Source organism: Pseudomonas sp. UBA4617 (genome assembly GCF_002386445.1).
In the GTDB taxonomy this organism is placed as follows: domain Bacteria; phylum Pseudomonadota; class Gammaproteobacteria; order Pseudomonadales; family Pseudomonadaceae; genus Aquipseudomonas.
Window position 1 is genome coordinate 171,832 of sequence record NZ_DGIR01000039.1, and the last position, 16,153, is coordinate 187,984.

General features: G+C 64.9%; 12 protein-coding genes. 5 read left to right on the forward strand and 7 right to left on the reverse strand.

Annotated features, from left to right (window positions below; genetic code table 11):
• Window positions 1–57 precede the first annotated feature (57 nt).
• The 4 genes from B4L76_RS18185 to B4L76_RS18200 all read right to left on the reverse strand — a co-directional run bounded on the left by B4L76_RS18185 (window position 58) and on the right by B4L76_RS18200 (window position 4,506).
• On the reverse strand, window positions 58–1,500 hold the full coding sequence (locus B4L76_RS18185) for a catalase (protein WP_414707221.1): 1,443 nt from the start codon (window positions 1,498–1,500) through the stop codon (window positions 58–60).
• Between the two features lie 155 nt (window positions 1,501–1,655).
• Window positions 1,656–2,579 carry an MBL fold metallo-hydrolase gene (locus B4L76_RS18190; RefSeq protein WP_296234398.1) on the reverse strand — a complete coding sequence of 308 codons (924 nt, stop codon included), beginning with the start codon at window positions 2,577–2,579 and terminating at the stop codon, window positions 1,656–1,658.
• Window positions 2,580–2,660: 81 nt separating this feature from the next.
• Window positions 2,661–3,863 carry an NAD(P)/FAD-dependent oxidoreductase gene (locus B4L76_RS18195; protein WP_296234399.1) on the reverse strand — a complete coding sequence of 401 codons (1,203 nt, stop codon included), beginning with the start codon at window positions 3,861–3,863 and terminating at the stop codon, window positions 2,661–2,663.
• Window positions 3,864–4,137: 274 nt separating this feature from the next.
• On the reverse strand, window positions 4,138–4,506 hold the full coding sequence (locus B4L76_RS18200) for a response regulator transcription factor (RefSeq protein WP_296234401.1): 369 nt from the start codon (window positions 4,504–4,506) through the stop codon (window positions 4,138–4,140).
• 340 nt (window positions 4,507–4,846) lie between these two features.
• Here B4L76_RS18200 and B4L76_RS18205 point away from each other — a divergent pair, with 340 nt between their 5' ends.
• Window positions 4,847–5,782: a LysR family transcriptional regulator gene (locus tag B4L76_RS18205; protein ID WP_296234403.1), complete on the forward strand. Its 936-nt coding sequence runs from the start codon at window positions 4,847–4,849 to the stop codon at window positions 5,780–5,782.
• A gap of 15 nt (window positions 5,783–5,797) precedes the next feature.
• Here B4L76_RS18205 and B4L76_RS18210 read toward each other — a convergent pair whose 3' ends face one another.
• The gene (locus B4L76_RS18210; RefSeq protein WP_296234405.1) at window positions 5,798–6,811 is read right to left on the reverse strand and encodes a GlxA family transcriptional regulator; all 1,014 of its coding nucleotides are present in this window, start codon (window positions 6,809–6,811) and stop codon (window positions 5,798–5,800) included.
• Window positions 6,812–7,091: 280 nt separating this feature from the next.
• On the opposite strand from B4L76_RS18210, the gene B4L76_RS18215 reads away from it, so the two are divergent.
• The 4 genes from B4L76_RS18215 (at window position 7,092) to B4L76_RS18230 (ending at window position 14,560) form a co-directional block, all read left to right on the forward strand.
• Complete coding sequence (locus B4L76_RS18215) at window positions 7,092–7,754, forward strand: response regulator transcription factor (RefSeq protein WP_296234407.1); 663 nt, start codon at window positions 7,092–7,094, stop codon at window positions 7,752–7,754.
• 69 nt (window positions 7,755–7,823) lie between these two features.
• Window positions 7,824–13,319, forward strand: a complete 5,496-nt coding sequence (locus B4L76_RS18220) for a trifunctional serine/threonine-protein kinase/ATP-binding protein/sensor histidine kinase (protein WP_296234408.1) — start codon at window positions 7,824–7,826, stop codon at window positions 13,317–13,319.
• Window positions 13,320–13,388: 69 nt separating this feature from the next.
• The gene (locus tag B4L76_RS18225) at window positions 13,389–13,811 is read left to right on the forward strand and encodes a MerR family transcriptional regulator (protein ID WP_296234409.1); all 423 of its coding nucleotides are present in this window, start codon (window positions 13,389–13,391) and stop codon (window positions 13,809–13,811) included.
• Window positions 13,811–14,560, forward strand: coding sequence for an SDR family NAD(P)-dependent oxidoreductase (locus B4L76_RS18230; protein WP_296234410.1), 750 nt, complete (start codon window positions 13,811–13,813; stop codon window positions 14,558–14,560). Before B4L76_RS18225 ends, B4L76_RS18230 begins: the two co-directional genes overlap by 1 nt.
• A gap of 51 nt (window positions 14,561–14,611) precedes the next feature.
• Here the strand turns inward: B4L76_RS18230 and B4L76_RS18235 are convergent, their stop codons facing one another.
• Together B4L76_RS18235 and B4L76_RS18240 are read right to left on the reverse strand one after the other, a co-directional pair.
• Window positions 14,612–15,580 (reverse strand): alpha/beta fold hydrolase, encoded by a 969-nt coding sequence (locus B4L76_RS18235; RefSeq protein ID WP_296234412.1) that lies wholly within the window; start codon window positions 15,578–15,580, stop codon window positions 14,612–14,614.
• Between the two features lie 223 nt (window positions 15,581–15,803).
• Window positions 15,804–15,953, reverse strand: coding sequence for a hypothetical protein (locus tag B4L76_RS18240; RefSeq protein WP_296234414.1), 150 nt, complete (start codon window positions 15,951–15,953; stop codon window positions 15,804–15,806).
• Between the last annotated feature and the right edge of the window lie 200 nt (window positions 15,954–16,153).

A 16,153-nucleotide genomic window follows, 5' to 3' on the forward strand; every position in this document is an offset into this window, starting at 1 on the left:
GCAGATAAAAAAGCATGAGGGGCGCACTGCGACCGCCTCATGCAAAGGAATATCTGGCTACTGAGCGAGGCGCTCGATGGCCGCGGCAACCCCGGCGCCATAGGCCGGGTCAGCTTTGCTGCAATTGTTGATATGCCGTTCGATAACCTCATCAGCAGCCCCTCTGATTGCCCGCGCCGTGTTATCGAATAATGCCTGCTGCTGCGCCGGCGACATCAGGCGGAACAACGCGGCGGGCTGCGAGTAGTAGTCCTCGTCGGTACGGTGGTTCCAGTGATCGGCGGCACCCTGCAAGCTTAGCGGCGGTTCGGCGTACTCCGACTGCTCGGCCCACTCGCCGTAGCTGTTTGGCTCATAGGCCAGGCGCGTGCCCTGGTTACCGTCAACGCGCATCTGGCCGTCGCGGTGGTAGCTATGGAACGGGCAGCGCGGCGCATTGACCGGGATATGCGTGTGGTTGACGCCAAGCCGGTAGCGCTGCGCATCGCCATAGGAGAACAGCCGGCCCTGCAGCATCTTGTCCGGCGAGAAGCCGATGCCGGGCACCACATGGGCCGGGTTGAAGGCGGCCTGCTCGACCTCGGCGAAGACATTCTCTGGATTGCGATTGATTTCCAGCACGCCGACCTCGATCAGCGGGTAGTCCTTGTGTGGCCAGACCTTGGTCAGGTCGAAGGGGTTTATCGGGTAGCTGCCGGCGTCTTTCTCCGGCATCACCTGCACGTAGAAGGTCCAGCGCGGGAAGTTGCCCTGCTCGATGTTGTCGTACAGGTCGCGCTGGCTGCTCTCGCGGTCGCCGGCAATTACTTGCCCGGCCTCGGCGTCGGACAGGTTGCGGATGCCCTGTTGGCTCTTCCAGGTGAACTTGACCCAGTGCCGTTCGTTGGCGGCGTTGATGAAACTATAGGTGTGGCTGCCGAAGCCGTGCATGTGGCGGTAACCGTCGGGAATGCCGCGATCGCTCATGACGATGGTGATCTGGTGCAGCGCCTCCGGTAGGCTGGTCCAGAAATCCCAGTTGTTCTGTGCGCTGCGCATGCCGGTGCGCGGGTCGCGCTTCACCGCGTGGTTGAGGTCGGGGAACTTGAGCGGGTCGCGCAGGAAGAATACCGGGGTATTGTTGCCCACCAGGTCCCAGTTGCCCTGCTCGGTATAGAACTTGATGGCGAAGCCGCGGATGTCGCGCTCGGCATCCGCCGCACCGCGTTCGCCGGCGACGGTGGAGAAACGCACAAAGATCTCGGTCTGCTTGCCGATCTGCGAGAACAATGCCGCGCGGGTGTAGCGGCTGATGTCATGGGTGACAGTGAAGGTGCCGTAGGCGCCTGAGCCTTTGGCGTGCATGCGTCGCTCGGGTATCACCTCGCGGTCGAAGTGGGCGAGTTTCTCCAGGAGCCACACATCCTGCAGCAGGGCAGGGCCGCGCGGCCCGGCGGTCTGGGTATTGTTGTTGTCGACGACGGGCGCGCCGACGGCGTTGGTCAGTTTGTTCTTCGACATCAGGGTTACTCCTCAAATCAGTTCACCAGGCAGTTCGCTGGTCGCGACAATGGCGCGGGCAAAGGTGGCCCGTTGATTTCATGGGCGGCGTGCCAGGCCTTCGCACCAGGCCTCCGTATGACTGCGGTGCAGAACGGAGGCCTGGCTTCGACCAATCAATAGTCCCAGTACGCCGCAATCCAGCGGAAAGCATCGCCGTCCAACGCCACGCGTCCAACCGAAGGGAATGGCAGGTGAGTTGCAACGAATATTTCGCCGCTCGACGCGGCTTCCTGTAGCAAGCGCACTCTGACGTGAACTGATTCCTCGGGATCATGCTCGAAGCCGTTGTGCCATTCCGGATGGTCGAAGGCCACCGGGAACAGCGCGTCGCCAGCGAAGGTCAGGCGCTCGCCGGCGGAATCGACGTAGACGATGCAATGGCCGGGGGTGTGACCGCCGGTAAGCTTCGCCACCACGCCCGGCGCAACCTGGCACTCGTCTTCGAAGATATGTAGCCGGCTTTGGTAGTGGGCCATGAATTCGTTGGCAGTACGCCGCAAAACATCCGGTACAGGCTGTGGCATTTCCGTCAGGCTGAAGTCGGGAATCTTCCAGAAGTCGACTTCGGTCGCCGTGACGTGGATGCGCACGTCCGGGCTCAGGCCGTTCTTCACTGTGTCGGTGAGGAGCCCGCCGATGTGGTCCATGTGCATGTGGGTGATGACGATGTCGGTGATCGATGACAGCTCGATGCCGGCGTCCTTCAGGCGCCTGGGGAACTGCCCGGCGCGGGGGAAGCCGGGGAACTGGTTGCCCAGGCCGGCGTCGACCAGGATGGTATGCTTGCCGCTGCGCACCAGCAGCACGTTCAGCGCCCAGTCGAACATGTCAGGGCCCAGGTACATGCCCTTGAACCACGCCGCGCGTTCTTCCGGGGTGGCATTGGTCGACATGGTTTCGGTAGGCAGCGGCAACACCCCGTCGCTGACCACCAGCACGTCGATTTCGCCGACACGCAGGGCATAGCGCGAAGGCACCAGTTCCTGGGCCGGGGTGGGGGCGTCTGGCTGAACGAAGGTATTGAGGTGCATGGTCATGGTCGTTCTCCTGTTGCTTTTTGGGTAGGGGCCATCGGCGAATCGCACGCCTGCCCTGAGGAGAGAATGCAGGTGCGGCGATCAGGCCACCGGGATCAGCGGGTCGGCAGCGGCAAGGGCGGCGCGGCGGTCGGCGGCCGGTGGATAAATCCACACGGTGTTGATCTGCGTCTTGAGCTCCTTGGCTTCGGCCTTGACCAGCTTCAGCTGGCGGTCCCAACCCTCGGTGTAAACGGCGCCCCAGGCGCCCAGGTCCAGGCAGGTCACGTACTTGGGCTGGCGGTACTGAGTTGGCGCGACGCCCAGCAGGTCGGCGGCGGCGTTGTTGCCGGCATGGCGCCCCAGGCTGATGGCGTGCTGGCAGGACATCACTGCGAAGTTGCCGATCTCGTCAGTGGCCGCGTAGGCCACGTCGCCCGCGGCGAAGACGTTGTTCAGCCCACGCACCTTGAGGGTGCCGTCCACGTGCAGGCGGCCCTGGCCGTCGCGCTCGGCATCCAGTTGTTCGGTCAGCGGGCTGGCGCGGAAGCCGACGGTCCAGATCACCGTGTGGCTCTCGATGTGGCGGCCGTCGGCGAGGGTGACGCCGTTGGCGTCCACGGCGGCGACCGTGGCACCGGTAATCCATTCGATCCCCAGGCTGTCGGAGGCTTCGATGATGGACGGACGGATGCCATCGCCCATCACCGCACCGATGCGTTCGCCGCGATCAACGATGATTACCCGTACATCCTGGTCTTCACCCAGCACCGCGCGCAGGCGAGCCGGCATTTCGGTGGCGGTCTCGATACCGGTGAAGCCGCCTCCGGCGATGACCACGGTATTGCGTGCGCGGCTGGCCGGCTGGTTACGCAGCGACATCAGGTGGCTTTCCAGTCGCGCCGCCGATTCGATCTGGTCGACATCAAAGGCATATTCCTTCAGGCCCGGTACAGGCGGGCGGGACAGCTGGCTGCCGCTGGCCAGCACCAGGCGGTCGTAGCTCAGATTGCCAGTGCGGCCGGTTTCGTCGCGGTAGCCGACCTTGCGGGTCTGCTCGTCGATGCGCTCGGCGGTACCCTTGACGAAGCGCACGCCCACGGCGTCGAACAACTCGGCCAGCGGAGCGAACATGCTGTGCACATCGGGTTCGTAGAAACGCGGGCGGATGCGCAGTTCGGCCTGCGGCGCCAGCAGGGTGATCTCCACATCATTGCGGCTGTGCATGTCCAGCAGGCGGGCGGCGCTCAGAGCGCTCCACAGTCCACCGAAGCCCGCGCCAATAACCAGAAGTTGCTGTTTCATGATGTGCTCCTGACTCGAATGGATGAATTGCTTGAAATAACTGCTTCAAGTTCGGCGTGACGCTGACGAGGGCGCAAATTGCGGCTCGCGTTGTATTCCTGCAGTCGTCCGCTGTGAATTCATGCTACGGAGAATAAGGCGCTGGCGCACTTCTACATCGGTGTCTGGGAATTACGCATGTGGGGAAGGGGATTATACGAAGGTATCGACATGGAACTTGCACGATTCATTGGCTGAGTCATTCGGCGGGCAATGCCCGGCCGGAAACTCATGACTACTGCCGTAGCGCGGTCTCGATGCTGGCGAGCAACTGTTCTGCTTCGAACGGTTTGGGCAGACAGGCAATCACCCCGGGCATGTCCGCACTGATGCGTGGCCTTTCGCCAGGGTAGGCCGTCATGAAAATCACCGGGATGTTCAGGCCCCGGGAACGCAGTGCCTCGTAGAGCTCCACACCGCACATTCCAGGCATCTGAATATCGGAGATCAGGCAGTTGGCCAGTTGCGGGCCTTCGGAATCAAGGAATTCGCGGGCGCCGCCATAAGTGCGCGCCAGGTAACCGCTAGCGCGCAGCAGGCTTTCCAGCGCGATGCGAAGGGATTCATCGTCGTCGACAATTGCAATGATAGCCTTATTGCGCATTTGCGTCTGTTACATCCTGTGGGGCACTCGCGGCGGTGCCGGCCGTACTTTCACCATACGCCTTAGAACAAGTCGGAGAAGTATACCTAGGTATAGTCGTGCCACACCTATGTATGAAAGTTACCGCGGCCAGTCTAAGGCGAATGATAGTTGCGGCCATCTTTTTTTTCGAACGATACCCAAGTATGGGAGCGTATAACCAACGCGTGGCGATAAGGTATCCATGTATAACTGACTCTAAGGTTCTGCCTGAATAACCTGCCATGACATTGCAAACCTGAAGCATCGAGCGGGCGCAGCGAAAGGCGGGTCGGATACAACTTTACCAGGCGGGGGCACCATGAACAGAAATGACCTGCGACATGCCGATATCAACTTGCTGGTGGTCTTCGAAACCATGATGCGAGAGCGCAACGTGTCCCGGGCAGGTGAACGCCTGTTCCTTTGCCAGTCCACCGTCAGCAGCGCGCTGAACCGTCTGCGCACGATGTTCGACGACCCGCTGTTCATCCGCATCGGCAGAACCATGGAGCCCACCGCGCGGGCCAAGGAAATCCACGTGCGCCTGGGGCCAGCCCTGGAAGGCATCGCCCTGGCCCTGAGCTGCGCGCGGGGGTTCGACCCACGTACCAGCGATGAAACCTTCCATGTCGGGCTGTGCGACGAAGTCGTATGCGCGCTGCTGCCACGGCTGCTGCAGCAGCTTCGTGCCGAGGCGCCGAACATCACCCTGGTGGTGCGTCGGGTCGATGCCTGGCAACTGCCGCAACTACTGCTCGCCGGGGACATCTCCCTGGGCATCGGCCAGGCGCAGGAGCTGCCAGCCAGCGCCCATTGCCGCAGCCTGCGCCCGGTACAGCCGATGCTGCTGCGCGCGGATTCGGCGGTGGGGCCGGTGAGCCTCGACGAGTTCTGCCGGCGTCCTCACGTCGCGGTGTCCACACTGGGCAAGGTCACCGATGATGTCGACGGTGCGCTGGCCAGTCATGACCGGCAGCGCCGGGTGGTGCTCGCGGTGCCGCAGTTCAGCGCGTTGCCGGCGCTGCTGGCCGGCAGCGACATGCTCGCCATCGTGCCCGACTACGTGGCGCAGGCGATGGCGCCGGTCGCAGGGCTGCGCGCCGAATACCCACCGCTGCCGCTGTCGAGCCCGGACCTTTCCATGGCCTGGCGTGGCACCAGTCATGCCGACCCGCGCGAGCGCTGGCTGCGCGGCTATTTCGCCCGTCACCTGCAGTTGCCGCCGGAGCGTTCGCTGGCGCTGTCCGTGGCCTGAGCGCAACCGCAAGGCTCAGCGGGTGAAGCGGTTGCGGTAATCGCGCGGGGAGATTGACAGGTGGCGCTGGAAGGTGCTGCGCAGCCGCTCCTCGTCAGCGAAACCGCAGGCGCGGGCGATCTGCTCGATGTTGCGCGAGGAGTTTTCCAACAGGCGTTTCGCCGCCTCCAGCCGGAACAGCTCGATGGCCTTGGCCGGCGTGCGCCCGGTGCGTTCCTTGTACACACGGGAGAAGTTGCGCAGGCTCATCTTCGCCTGCTCGGCCAAACGTTCCACGGTGAGCTCCGCATCGCCCAGATTTTCCCCCAGCCACAGGTGCAGCTCTTCGAAGGCCGGGCTGTCCTGGGCCTGCAATTGCAGCAGGGTGCTGTACTGCGTCTGCCCGCCAGGGCGCTTGAGGTAGACCACCAGTTCCCGCGCCGCCTGCATGCTGATATCGCGGCCGCAGTCGGTCTCCACCAGCGCCAGTGCCAGGTCGATGCCGGCAGTGACGCCCGCCGAGGTCCAGACCGCGCCCTGCTGGATGAAGATCGCGTCGGCATCCACCTGCAGAGCCGGGAAGCGCTGTTGCAGGGTGTCGCACATGGCCCAGTGGGTCGCGGCGCGGCAGCCGTCAAGCAGCCCGGCCTTGGCCAGCAGGAAGGCGCCGCTGCACACCGAGGCAACCCGCCGCACTCTGGGCGCCGCTTGGCTCAGCCAGGCCGCCAGTTCGCCGTGGTCGTCGAGGGTTTCACAGATGTCCGGGGCCCCTGGAACGACCAGAGTATCGACATCGGCGAGGTCGAGTTCAGCCAGAGAACTTGTATTCACCGACAGCCCTTCGACGGTGCTCACCAGGCCGGCGTGCAGGCTTGCCGTCAGCAGTCGGTAGCCTGGCAGGCCGCGTTGTGCGAGGGCCTTGCTGGCGGCCCAGAACACAGTCTGGGCACCGCTCAGGTCTAGCAGGCCCATCTGCGGGTAGGCGACGAAGGCGATGGTGATCGGTGTTGTCGCCGGTAACGGGTAAGGAGGAGCAAAGGCGCTTGCCATCGGGGTTCTGCCTGTTCGGGTGGCCGGGTGGAAGAAAGACAGTGGCCGGGCGCCTCAAGCGCCACAGGTGGCCGATATTCAGGGGTTTTTGGCCTGGCGGCGCTTCGCTTTGCCAGGCTAGCCTTGCTCCCAGCAGCGGCGGGGCGCGCGCCATGGCCGAGCCGGCAGGCACCGCCCCGGGCCCCATGACCACTGGGCTGGCGTTTTGTCGTGAGCCCCATCATGGACTAGAATTTTAGACCTGCACACTGCGCGTGTCGCGGTCCCTCAAGGAGGCAAGATGAGCGCATCGGCGCATTCCAATCCGCCGCAAGACTCGAAGGAACCGGTGGTATATGTGGTCGATGACGACGAGTCCATGCGCCTCGCCCTCGATGGCCTGCTGCGTTCCATAGGCCTGCAGGTGCACTCCTTCGATTCCACCCAGGGCTTTCTCTCCTTTGTCCGGTGTGACGTGCCCAGTTGCCTGGTTCTCGACGTACGCCTGCGCGGCGAAAGCGGCCTGGCCTTTCAGGAGCAGATGGAGAAAAGCGGGGTGCGGATGCCCATCGTGTTCATGACCGGCTACGGCGACATCGCCATGACGGTGAAGGCCATGAAGGCCGGCGCTGTGGACTTCCTTGCCAAGCCCTTCCGCGATCAGGACATGCTCGATGCGGTGGCGAGTGCCCTGGTCCGCGACGGTGAGCGTTTGCGGGCCGAGCAGTCCGGCGCGGCGCTGCGCCAGGCGTTCGAGGCGCTGACCCTGCGTGAGCGCGAAGTGCTGCGCTTCGTCGTGGCGGGGTTGATGAACAAGCAGATCGCCGCCGAGCTCAACCTCAGCGAGGTGACCGTGAAGGTGCACCGCGGCCAGGTGATGAAGAAGCTGGCCGCACGCTCGGTCGCCGACCTGGTGCGTAAGGCCGAGGCCCTGGGCGTCGAGCCGTTGCTGCGGACGACCTGAACCGATTGCAAGACAGTCGCTGACCGCCGCTCGGGGGGCAGCAGACTCCCCTCAGAGGTTGCCGAGCCGATGGCCAGCAAACAGAAGATCCTGTGGAACGACGGTGAGCGGGTGTTCTGCCGCGTCCGCCCCTCCGGCGGTGGTGGCGCCAGCGTGCTGCTGGTGCGCCCCGCCGCCGAACATCCCTTGCCCTCCACGCTGGAACGGCTGGCCCACGAGTACAGCCTGCGTGATGAACTGCACAGTGCCTGGGCACTGCGTCCGCAGGCTTTGCACCGCGAAGGCGGCAAGACCCGCCTGCTGCTCGATGACCCCGGCGGCGAACCGCTGTCACGCCTGCTGCGACAACCGCTGGAAACCGGCGCCTGCCTGCGCCTGGCCGTGGACATCGCCGTGGCGTTGCGCCAATTGCACCAGCGCGGCCTGGTGCACAAGGACCTCAAGCCCAATCACATCCAGGTAAACTGCACCGATGGCCAGGCGCGCCTGACCGGCTTCGGCCTGGCCTCGCGGTTGCCGCGCGAGCGCCAGGCGCCCGAGCCGCCGGAGACCATCGCCGGCACCCTGGCCTACATGGCGCCGGAGCAGACCGGGCGGATGAACCGCTCTGTCGACTCACGCAGCGACCTCTATGCCTTTGGCGTGGTCCTCTACCAGATGCTCACCGGTACGCTGCCGTTCACCGCCAGCGACCCGATGGAATGGGTTCATTGTCACATCGCGCGCAAGCCGCTGCCGCCGGGCGAACGGGTTGCCGGCGTGCCACCGATGCTCTCGCAGATCGTCCTCAAGCTGCTGGCCAAGACCGCCGAGGAGCGCTACCAGAGCGCCGCCGGCCTCGAGCACGACCTGCGTCGATGCCTGGCTGACTGGCAGCGAGAAGGGCAACTCACGTCCTTCACGCCTGATGAGCAGGGCACGCCGGACCGCCTGTTGGTCCCCGAGAAGCTCTATGGCCGCGAGCATGAAGTCGAGGTGCTGGTCGATGCCTTTGCCCGCATCGTTGCCAGCAGCAAGCCCGAGCTGGTGCTGGTGTCGGGCTACTCCGGGATCGGCAAGTCTTCGGTGGTCAACGAATTGCACAAGGTGCTGGTGCCGCCGCGCGGGTTGTTTGCTTCCGGCAAGTTCGACCAGTACAAGCGCGACATTCCCTATGCGACGCTGGTGCAGGCTTTTCAGGGGCTGGTGCGCACGTTGCTGGGCAAGAGCGGCGACGTCCTGGAGGGCTGGCGCAGCGCGCTGCTGGAGGCGCTGGAGCCCAATGCGCGGTTGATCACCGACCTGATTCCCGAGCTGCGGCTGATAATCGGCGACCAGCCAGCGGTACCCGAGCTGGAGCCGCAGCAGGCCCAGCGCCGCTTCCTCCTGGTGTTCCACCGCTTTATCGGCGTGTTCGCGCGTGCCGATCACCCGCTGGCACTGTTCCTCGACGACCTGCAATGGCTGGATGCAGCGACCCTCGACCTGCTGGAAGACCTGCTCACCCATTCGGAGCTGCGCCACCTGATGCTGGTCGGCGCCTACCGCGACAACGAGGTGGACGCCAGCCATCCGCTGACGCGCAAGCTGCAGGCCATCCGCCAGGCCGGTGTGCGCATCGATGAGATACGCCTGGCGCCGCTGGCTCGCGCGCATATCGAGCAGTTGATCGCCGAGGCCCTGCGCTGCCCGCCGCCGAGCATCGTCGCGCTGGCCCGGCTGGTGCAGGACAAGACCGCCGGCAACCCGTTCTTCGTCATCCAGTTCCTCCAGGCGCTGGCCGAGGAAGAGTTGCTGACCTACGACCACGAGGCCCGGCGCTGGCGCTGGGAACCGGAGCGCATCCACGAAAAGGGCTTCACCGACAATGTCGTCGACCTCATGGTCGGCAAACTCGCGCGCCTGCCGCTGCAAACCCTCCAGGCCCTGCAGCAGCTCGCCTGTCTCGGCAACATGGCACAGATCGATACCCTGGCGACCGTGCTCGACCTGCCGTCGGCGAAGGTCCACTCGATACTCTGGCCGGCGGTTCGCCAGGAATTGGTGGAGCGTCTGGAGGGCGCGTGTGCATTCGCCCATGACCGCATCCACGAGGCGGCATACTCGCTGATTGCCGAGGAAGCCCGTGCCGGAGCGCACCTTCGCATCGGCCGCCTGCTGGCCGAGCAGACCCCGGCGGAGCGGCGCGAAGAGGCGATCTTCGAGATCGTCGGCCAGCTCAATCGCGGTGCCAGGCTGATCGAGGCCCGCGCTGAGCGGGAGCAACTGGCCGAATACAATCTGCTGGCAGGACAACGCGCCAAGGCTTCCAGTGCCTATAGCTCGGCGCTCGCCTACCTGGGTGCCGGGGCGGAACTGCTCGGCGGCGATTGCTGGGAGCGTCGTCACGACCTGTGCTTCGCCCTGGAACTCAATCGTGCCGAGTGCGAATTCCTCACAGGCCAGCTGGCGCAGGCCGACGAGCGTCTCACCGCGCTGACGCCTCGCGCCATTACCACGGTGGAGCAGGCGGCAGTTGCCTGCCTGCAGATGGACGTATGCCTGCTGCAGGACCGCAGCGACAGGGCGGTCGCCGTGTGCCTGGGCTACCTGGAGGCGGTCGGCATCCATTGGTCGGCGCACCCGGATGACGACCAGGTGCGCATGGAGTACCAGCAGATCTGGACGCAACTGGGCGAGCGCAGTATCGAACAGCTGATCGACCTGCCGCTGATGGAGGATGCTGCTACCCTGGCCACCCTCGATGCCCTCGGCAAGCTGTTCGCTCCAGCGTTGCAGAGCAACGCCAACCTGGCCAGCCTGACCGTCTGCAAGGCCGTCAGCCTGAGCCTCGCGCGCGGCAATTGCGACGCCTCCTGCATGCTGTATGCGAATGTCGGGCGCGTCGCTGGCCGCCGCTTCGGTGATTACGAAGCCGGCTACCGCTTTGGCCGCCTGGGCTGCGATCTGGTCGACCGGCGCGGCCTGAATCGCCATGAGGCGCGCACCTACCTGTGCTTCTCGATGTTCGTGGCACGCTGGATGCGTCCGGTGCGCGAGTGCCGGGAGTTGCTGCGCCGGGCTTTCGTCGCGGCCAACCGCGTCGGCGACCTGGCTTACGCCGCTTATGCCGGCAATGGCCATATCGCCGATGTGCTGTTCCTCGGCGAGCCGCTGGCGCAGGTGCATGAGGAGGCCGGGCAGGGCCTGGCCTATGCGCAGAAGGTGCGCTTCGGCCTGGTGGTGGATTTCATCAGCACGCAGCTGGCGCTGATCCGCACGCTGCGAGGGCAGACCCCGACCTTTGGCTGTTTCGACGATGAGCTGTTCGACGAGGCGCGTTTCGAAGCGCACCTGGACAGCACGCCGGGCCTGGCGCTGGCAGCGGCCAAGTACTGGATACGCAAGCTGCAGGCGCGCTGCATGGCAGGCGATCACGCGGCGGCCATGCACTGTGTGGCGCGGGCGAAGGCGCTGTTGTGGGTGGTGGAGTCCTTCACCGAGGAGGCCGAATACCACTTCCATGCGGCACTGACCCTGGCAGCCGGCTTCGATGCCATCGACGTCGGCGAGCAGCCCTGCATCCTGCGGGAGCTGGCCGGACATCACGCCAAGCTGCAGGATTGGGCGCAGCAGTGCGCCGAATCCTTTGCCTGCCGGGGGACGCTGGTTGGCGCGGAAATCGCTCGCGTCGAAGGGCGGGTGGTCGACGCCGAGCTGCTCTACGAGGAGGCCATCCGGCAGGCTCAGGACAGCGGCTTCGTGCAGATCGAGGCGTTGGCCAACGAGCTGGCGGGGCGCTTCTACGGTGCACGCGGCCTGGCCAAGGTCGCCCGCGTCTACCTGCAGGACGCGCGCTACGGCTACCTGCGCTGGGGCGCCTACGGCAAGGTGCGTCAACTGGAGGGGCGCCATCGCTACTTGTGCAACGAAGAGCCCGCGCCCGGCCCGACCGCGACCATCGCCACCCCGGTGGAACACCTGGACCTGGCTACGGTGCTAAAGGTGTCCCAGGCCGCCTCGGGGGAAATAGTCCTGGAGAAACTGATCGACATGGTGATGCGCACGGCCATCGAGCAGGCTGGCGCCGAGCGCGGCGTGCTGGTTCTCGCCGAGGCGGGTGAGCCCCGCATAGCAGCTCTGGCGACCGTCGGCGATGGCGCGATGTTGCTGTGCAACGAACCGATCAGCGCGGCGGCGCTGGCCGAAACGGTGCTCTACCAGGTGCTGCGCACCGGCGAGAGCCTGTGCCTGGAAGACGCCATGGCCGAGCCGGCCCTCACCACCGACCCCTATGTCCGCCAGCACCGCGCGCGTTCGATTCTCTGCATGCCGCTGATGAAACAGGCCAAGCTCACCGGCGCGCTGTACCTGGAGAACAACCTCTCGGCCGGCGTGTTCAGCCCGGCGCGGATTGCCGTGCTGCGCCTGCTGGCCTCACAGGCGGCGACATCGCTGGAGAACGCGCGCCTGTATCGCGACGCCGCCGAGCGCGAGGCGAAGATTCGCCGGCTGGTGGACGCCAATATCATCGGCATCATCGTCTGGAGCGCCGGAGGCGAGATAGCCGAAGCCAACGACGCCTTCCTGCGCATGGTCGGCTACGAGCGTGACGACCTGCTTTCCGGCCGCGTGCGCTGGCACGACATAACGCCACCGGAATCCCTGGCGCTGAGTCAGGCGCATCTCGCCACGGCCATTCGAACCGGGCATGCGCAGCCCTTCGAGAAAGAATACATCCGCAAGGATGGCAGCCGCGTGCCGGTGATCGTCGGCCTGGCGGCCTTCGAAGCCAGCCTGCAGGAAGGCGTGGCCTTCGTGCTCGATCTTACCGAGCGCAAGCAGGCCGAGGAGCGCGTACGCGAGGGCGAGCGGCGCTATCGCGAGGTGCAGACGGAACTGGCCCATGCCAACCGCGTGGCGACCATGGGCCAACTGGCGGCGTCCATCGCCCACGAGGTGAACCAGCCGATTGCCGCCACGGTGACCAATGCCAATGCCGCCTTGCGCTGGCTGAGTGCGCAGCCGCCGGAGCTGGGCGAGGTCAGCCAGGTGCTTGGGCGCATCATCAAGGACGCCAACCGAGCCGCCGAGGTGCTGGGGCGCATCCGCCAGCTGATCCGCAAGACCCCGCCGCAGAAGCAGCCCGTGGACGTCAGCGCGGCGCTGCGCGAGATGGTCGAGTTCACCCGTGGCGAGGCGGCCAAGTGCGGCGCCGTGGTGCGCGTCAGACTCGCCGACGGCCTGCCGGAAGTGGAGGGCGACCGGGTCGAGCTGCAGCAGGTGATGCTCAACCTGATCGTCAATGCCCTGGAAGCGATGGGCAGTGTGCCCGCCGGCGAGCGCCACCTGCTGGTCAGCTCCGAGTACGACAAAGATGGTGTGCGGGTGAGGGTGTGCGACAGCGGGCCGGGATTCGCCGAGAGCAATGCGGACCTGCTGTTCGCCCCGTTCTACACCACCAAGGCCACCGGCATGGGCATGGGCCTGTCGATCTGCCGTTCGATCATCGACAGCCATGGCGGCCGGCTCTGGGCCAGCGCCAACCAGCCCCGTGGTGCGGTGGTGCAGTTCACCCTGCCTGTGCATCCCGCGAAAGATGCCTGAAAAAAGCCAAAGGGGGCTTGACCTTGACACTAGCGTCAAGCCCCCAGAGTTGTCCCACCGGAGGTTGACATGCAAATCGGAGAGCTGGCCTTGCGCGCCGGCGTCAGTGCACGGGCGCTGCGCCACTACGAGTCACGGCAACTGATCGAGTCGTCGCGGCTGGACAATGGTTATCGCGACTATGCCTCGTCCATGGTACAGCGCGTGCTGTGGGTTCGCGAGTTGCTCGAGTGCGGCTTCAGTACCCGGCAGATCCGCGGCCTGCTGCAGTATCTGGAGGAGGAGGAAGATAGCGAAGGCTTCCTCGCCTGCCTGCAGCAGCACCTGGAAAAACTGGCAGCGCTGGATGCCCTTCAGGCGCAACTTGCCGAGCGCCGCGAACGCCTGGCGGAAAAGATCGAGCGTTATCTGCCCCTGCACGGGAGCCTGCCGCGCGCCCCCGATCTGCGACCTCCCGGACCAGCTCATTCACAAGCCACGTTGGAGAGATGATGGGAAAGCTAAGCAACAAGGTCGCCCTGGTTACCGGCGGCAACAGTGGTATCGGTCTGGCCACCGCACAACGATTCGCCCTGGAAGGCGCCGAAGTGGTCATCACCGGACGCCGCCGGGATGCGCTGGAGGAGGCGGTCGGGCTCATCGGTGAAAGCGCCGTTGGTATCCGTGCGGACGCCAGCCGGCTGGCGGATCTGGACGCGCTGTACCAAGAGGTGGGCGAGCGCTTCGGCCGCCTCGACGTGCTGGTCGCTAATGCCGGCATCATTCGCCCGGCGCCGGGTGATCAGGTTGACGAACAGCAGTTCGACGAGCAGTTCGACATCAACGTCAAGGGTGTCTTCTACACCATCCAGAAAGCGCTGCCGCTGCTGCGCGACGGTGGCTCCATCGTGCTGGTGTCGTCCATCGCCCACCTTAAGGCACTGGAAGCCCACGTGGTCTATGCAGCGACCAAGGCGGCGGTGCGCTCCTTCGCCCGCAGCTGGGCGGCGGAACTCAAAGGCCGCAACATCCGCGTCAACTGTCTGAGCCCCGGCCCGGTGCTGACCCCGATCATCGGCAAGATGGGCATCGGCGAGGCGCAGTTCGATATTTTCGAAAAGCAGCTGTCGGGGCTGATTCCGCTGGGGCGTCTTGGCCGCCCCGAAGAATTGGCGAACGCGGCGCTGTTCCTCGCATCCGACGACAGCAGTTTCATCACTGGTGTCGACCTGTGTGTCGATGGTGGCTTGTCGCAGCTCTGAACCGCAAAAGGCCCGGTGCGAACGCGCCGGGCCTTCTGCGTTGTGCCGGCGTCAGCTTTTGATGAAGGCCAGCAGGTCCGCATTGATGGTGTCGGCGTGGGTGGTGCACATGCCGTGGGGCAGGCCAGGGTAGGTTTTCAGGGTGCCGTGGCGCAGCAGCTTGATCGAAAGGCGTGCGGAGTCGTCGATGGGGACGATCTGGTCGTCTTCACCATGTAGCACCAGCGTCGGCACGGCGATCCGCTTGAGGTCCTCGGTGAAGTCGGTTTCCGAAAAGGCCGCAATGCAGTCGTAATGGGCCTTGGCGCCGCCATTCATACCCTGCCGCCACCAGTTGTCGATTACCGCTTGGGTGGCCTGGGCTCCCGGCCTGTTGAAACCATAGAAAGGGCCCGCCGCTACGTCGCGGTAGAAGTTCGACCGGTTGGCGGCGAGTGCTTCGCGGAAACCATCGAACACCTTCAGCGGCAAGCCGCCGGGGTTCTTCTCGGTTTTCAGCATGATCGGTGGCACGGCGCCGATCAGCACCGCCTTGACGACGCGGCCAGCGCCATGGCGTGCGACGTAGCGGGCGACCTCGCCACCGCCGGTGGAGTGGCCGATGTGCACGGTATTCTTCAGGTTCAGGTGCTCCGCCAGTTCCGCCACGTCGGCGGCGTAGGTGTCCATGTCGTTGCCTTGCGCCGTCTGCGAGGAGCGACCGTGGCCACGTCGGTCATGGGCAATAACGCGGTAGCCCTTGCTGAGGAAGAACAACATCTGGTTGTCCCAGTCGTCCCCGGACAGCGGCCATCCGTGATGGAAGACAATGGGCTGACCACTGCCCCAGTCCTTGTAGAACAGCTCAGTGCCATCGCGAAGTGTGAGGTAGCTCGACTGTCGCTCATTACGCCCACCAACCTTGGCCTGACTGCTACCCACTTGGCTTGCCAGGACTGGGGCTGCTACCGCAACTGCTGCAGCTGCCACGCCGGCGCCCATTATGGCGCGGCGGGAGGTTCCTTTGGTCTTGTCGCTCATGGTGAAAACTCTCGTCTGGTTACCGCTCGTGCGGCGAATGAGGGCCGGGGGACCAGGTCTCGCAAAGCTCACAGGACGATCGCGAGGTAGCCGGAGCACCGGTTCGCGAACCCTATTGCCACGGGAATTTTCGCACCATCGTCTATGGGTATCGGCTAACCGTACCTAGGTTCTGCGAGGGTTTCCAAAGGTGCTATAGCCGCTACTGCCCAGGCCATGTCTTCTATATCGCCAGGCCCATGTGCTTGAACCAATCGCCTGGTGCTCGCGACTGGCCGGTAGCGCCGTCGGCCAAAAGCCATTTGTGATCATCCAGGCACTCCGGCAGCAGCGTGAATTGGGTCCGCGCTTCACCTTCAGTGAACCGTTTCATGATCGTCCCCGCCAGGTTCTGAACAATCAGAAGGTGAGACAAGCGCAGGTGTTTTCACACAGCCTGGCCCCCTTGCGGACCTGAAACGCTGTGCACCAGGATCATCAACTTGTCAGTTTCGATCATTGAGCCGGTTCAAACGGCTGTTTAATGTCGCAGGCAGACAAACGACGGGGCCCGCCGCTCGGTGAGGCCGCCGC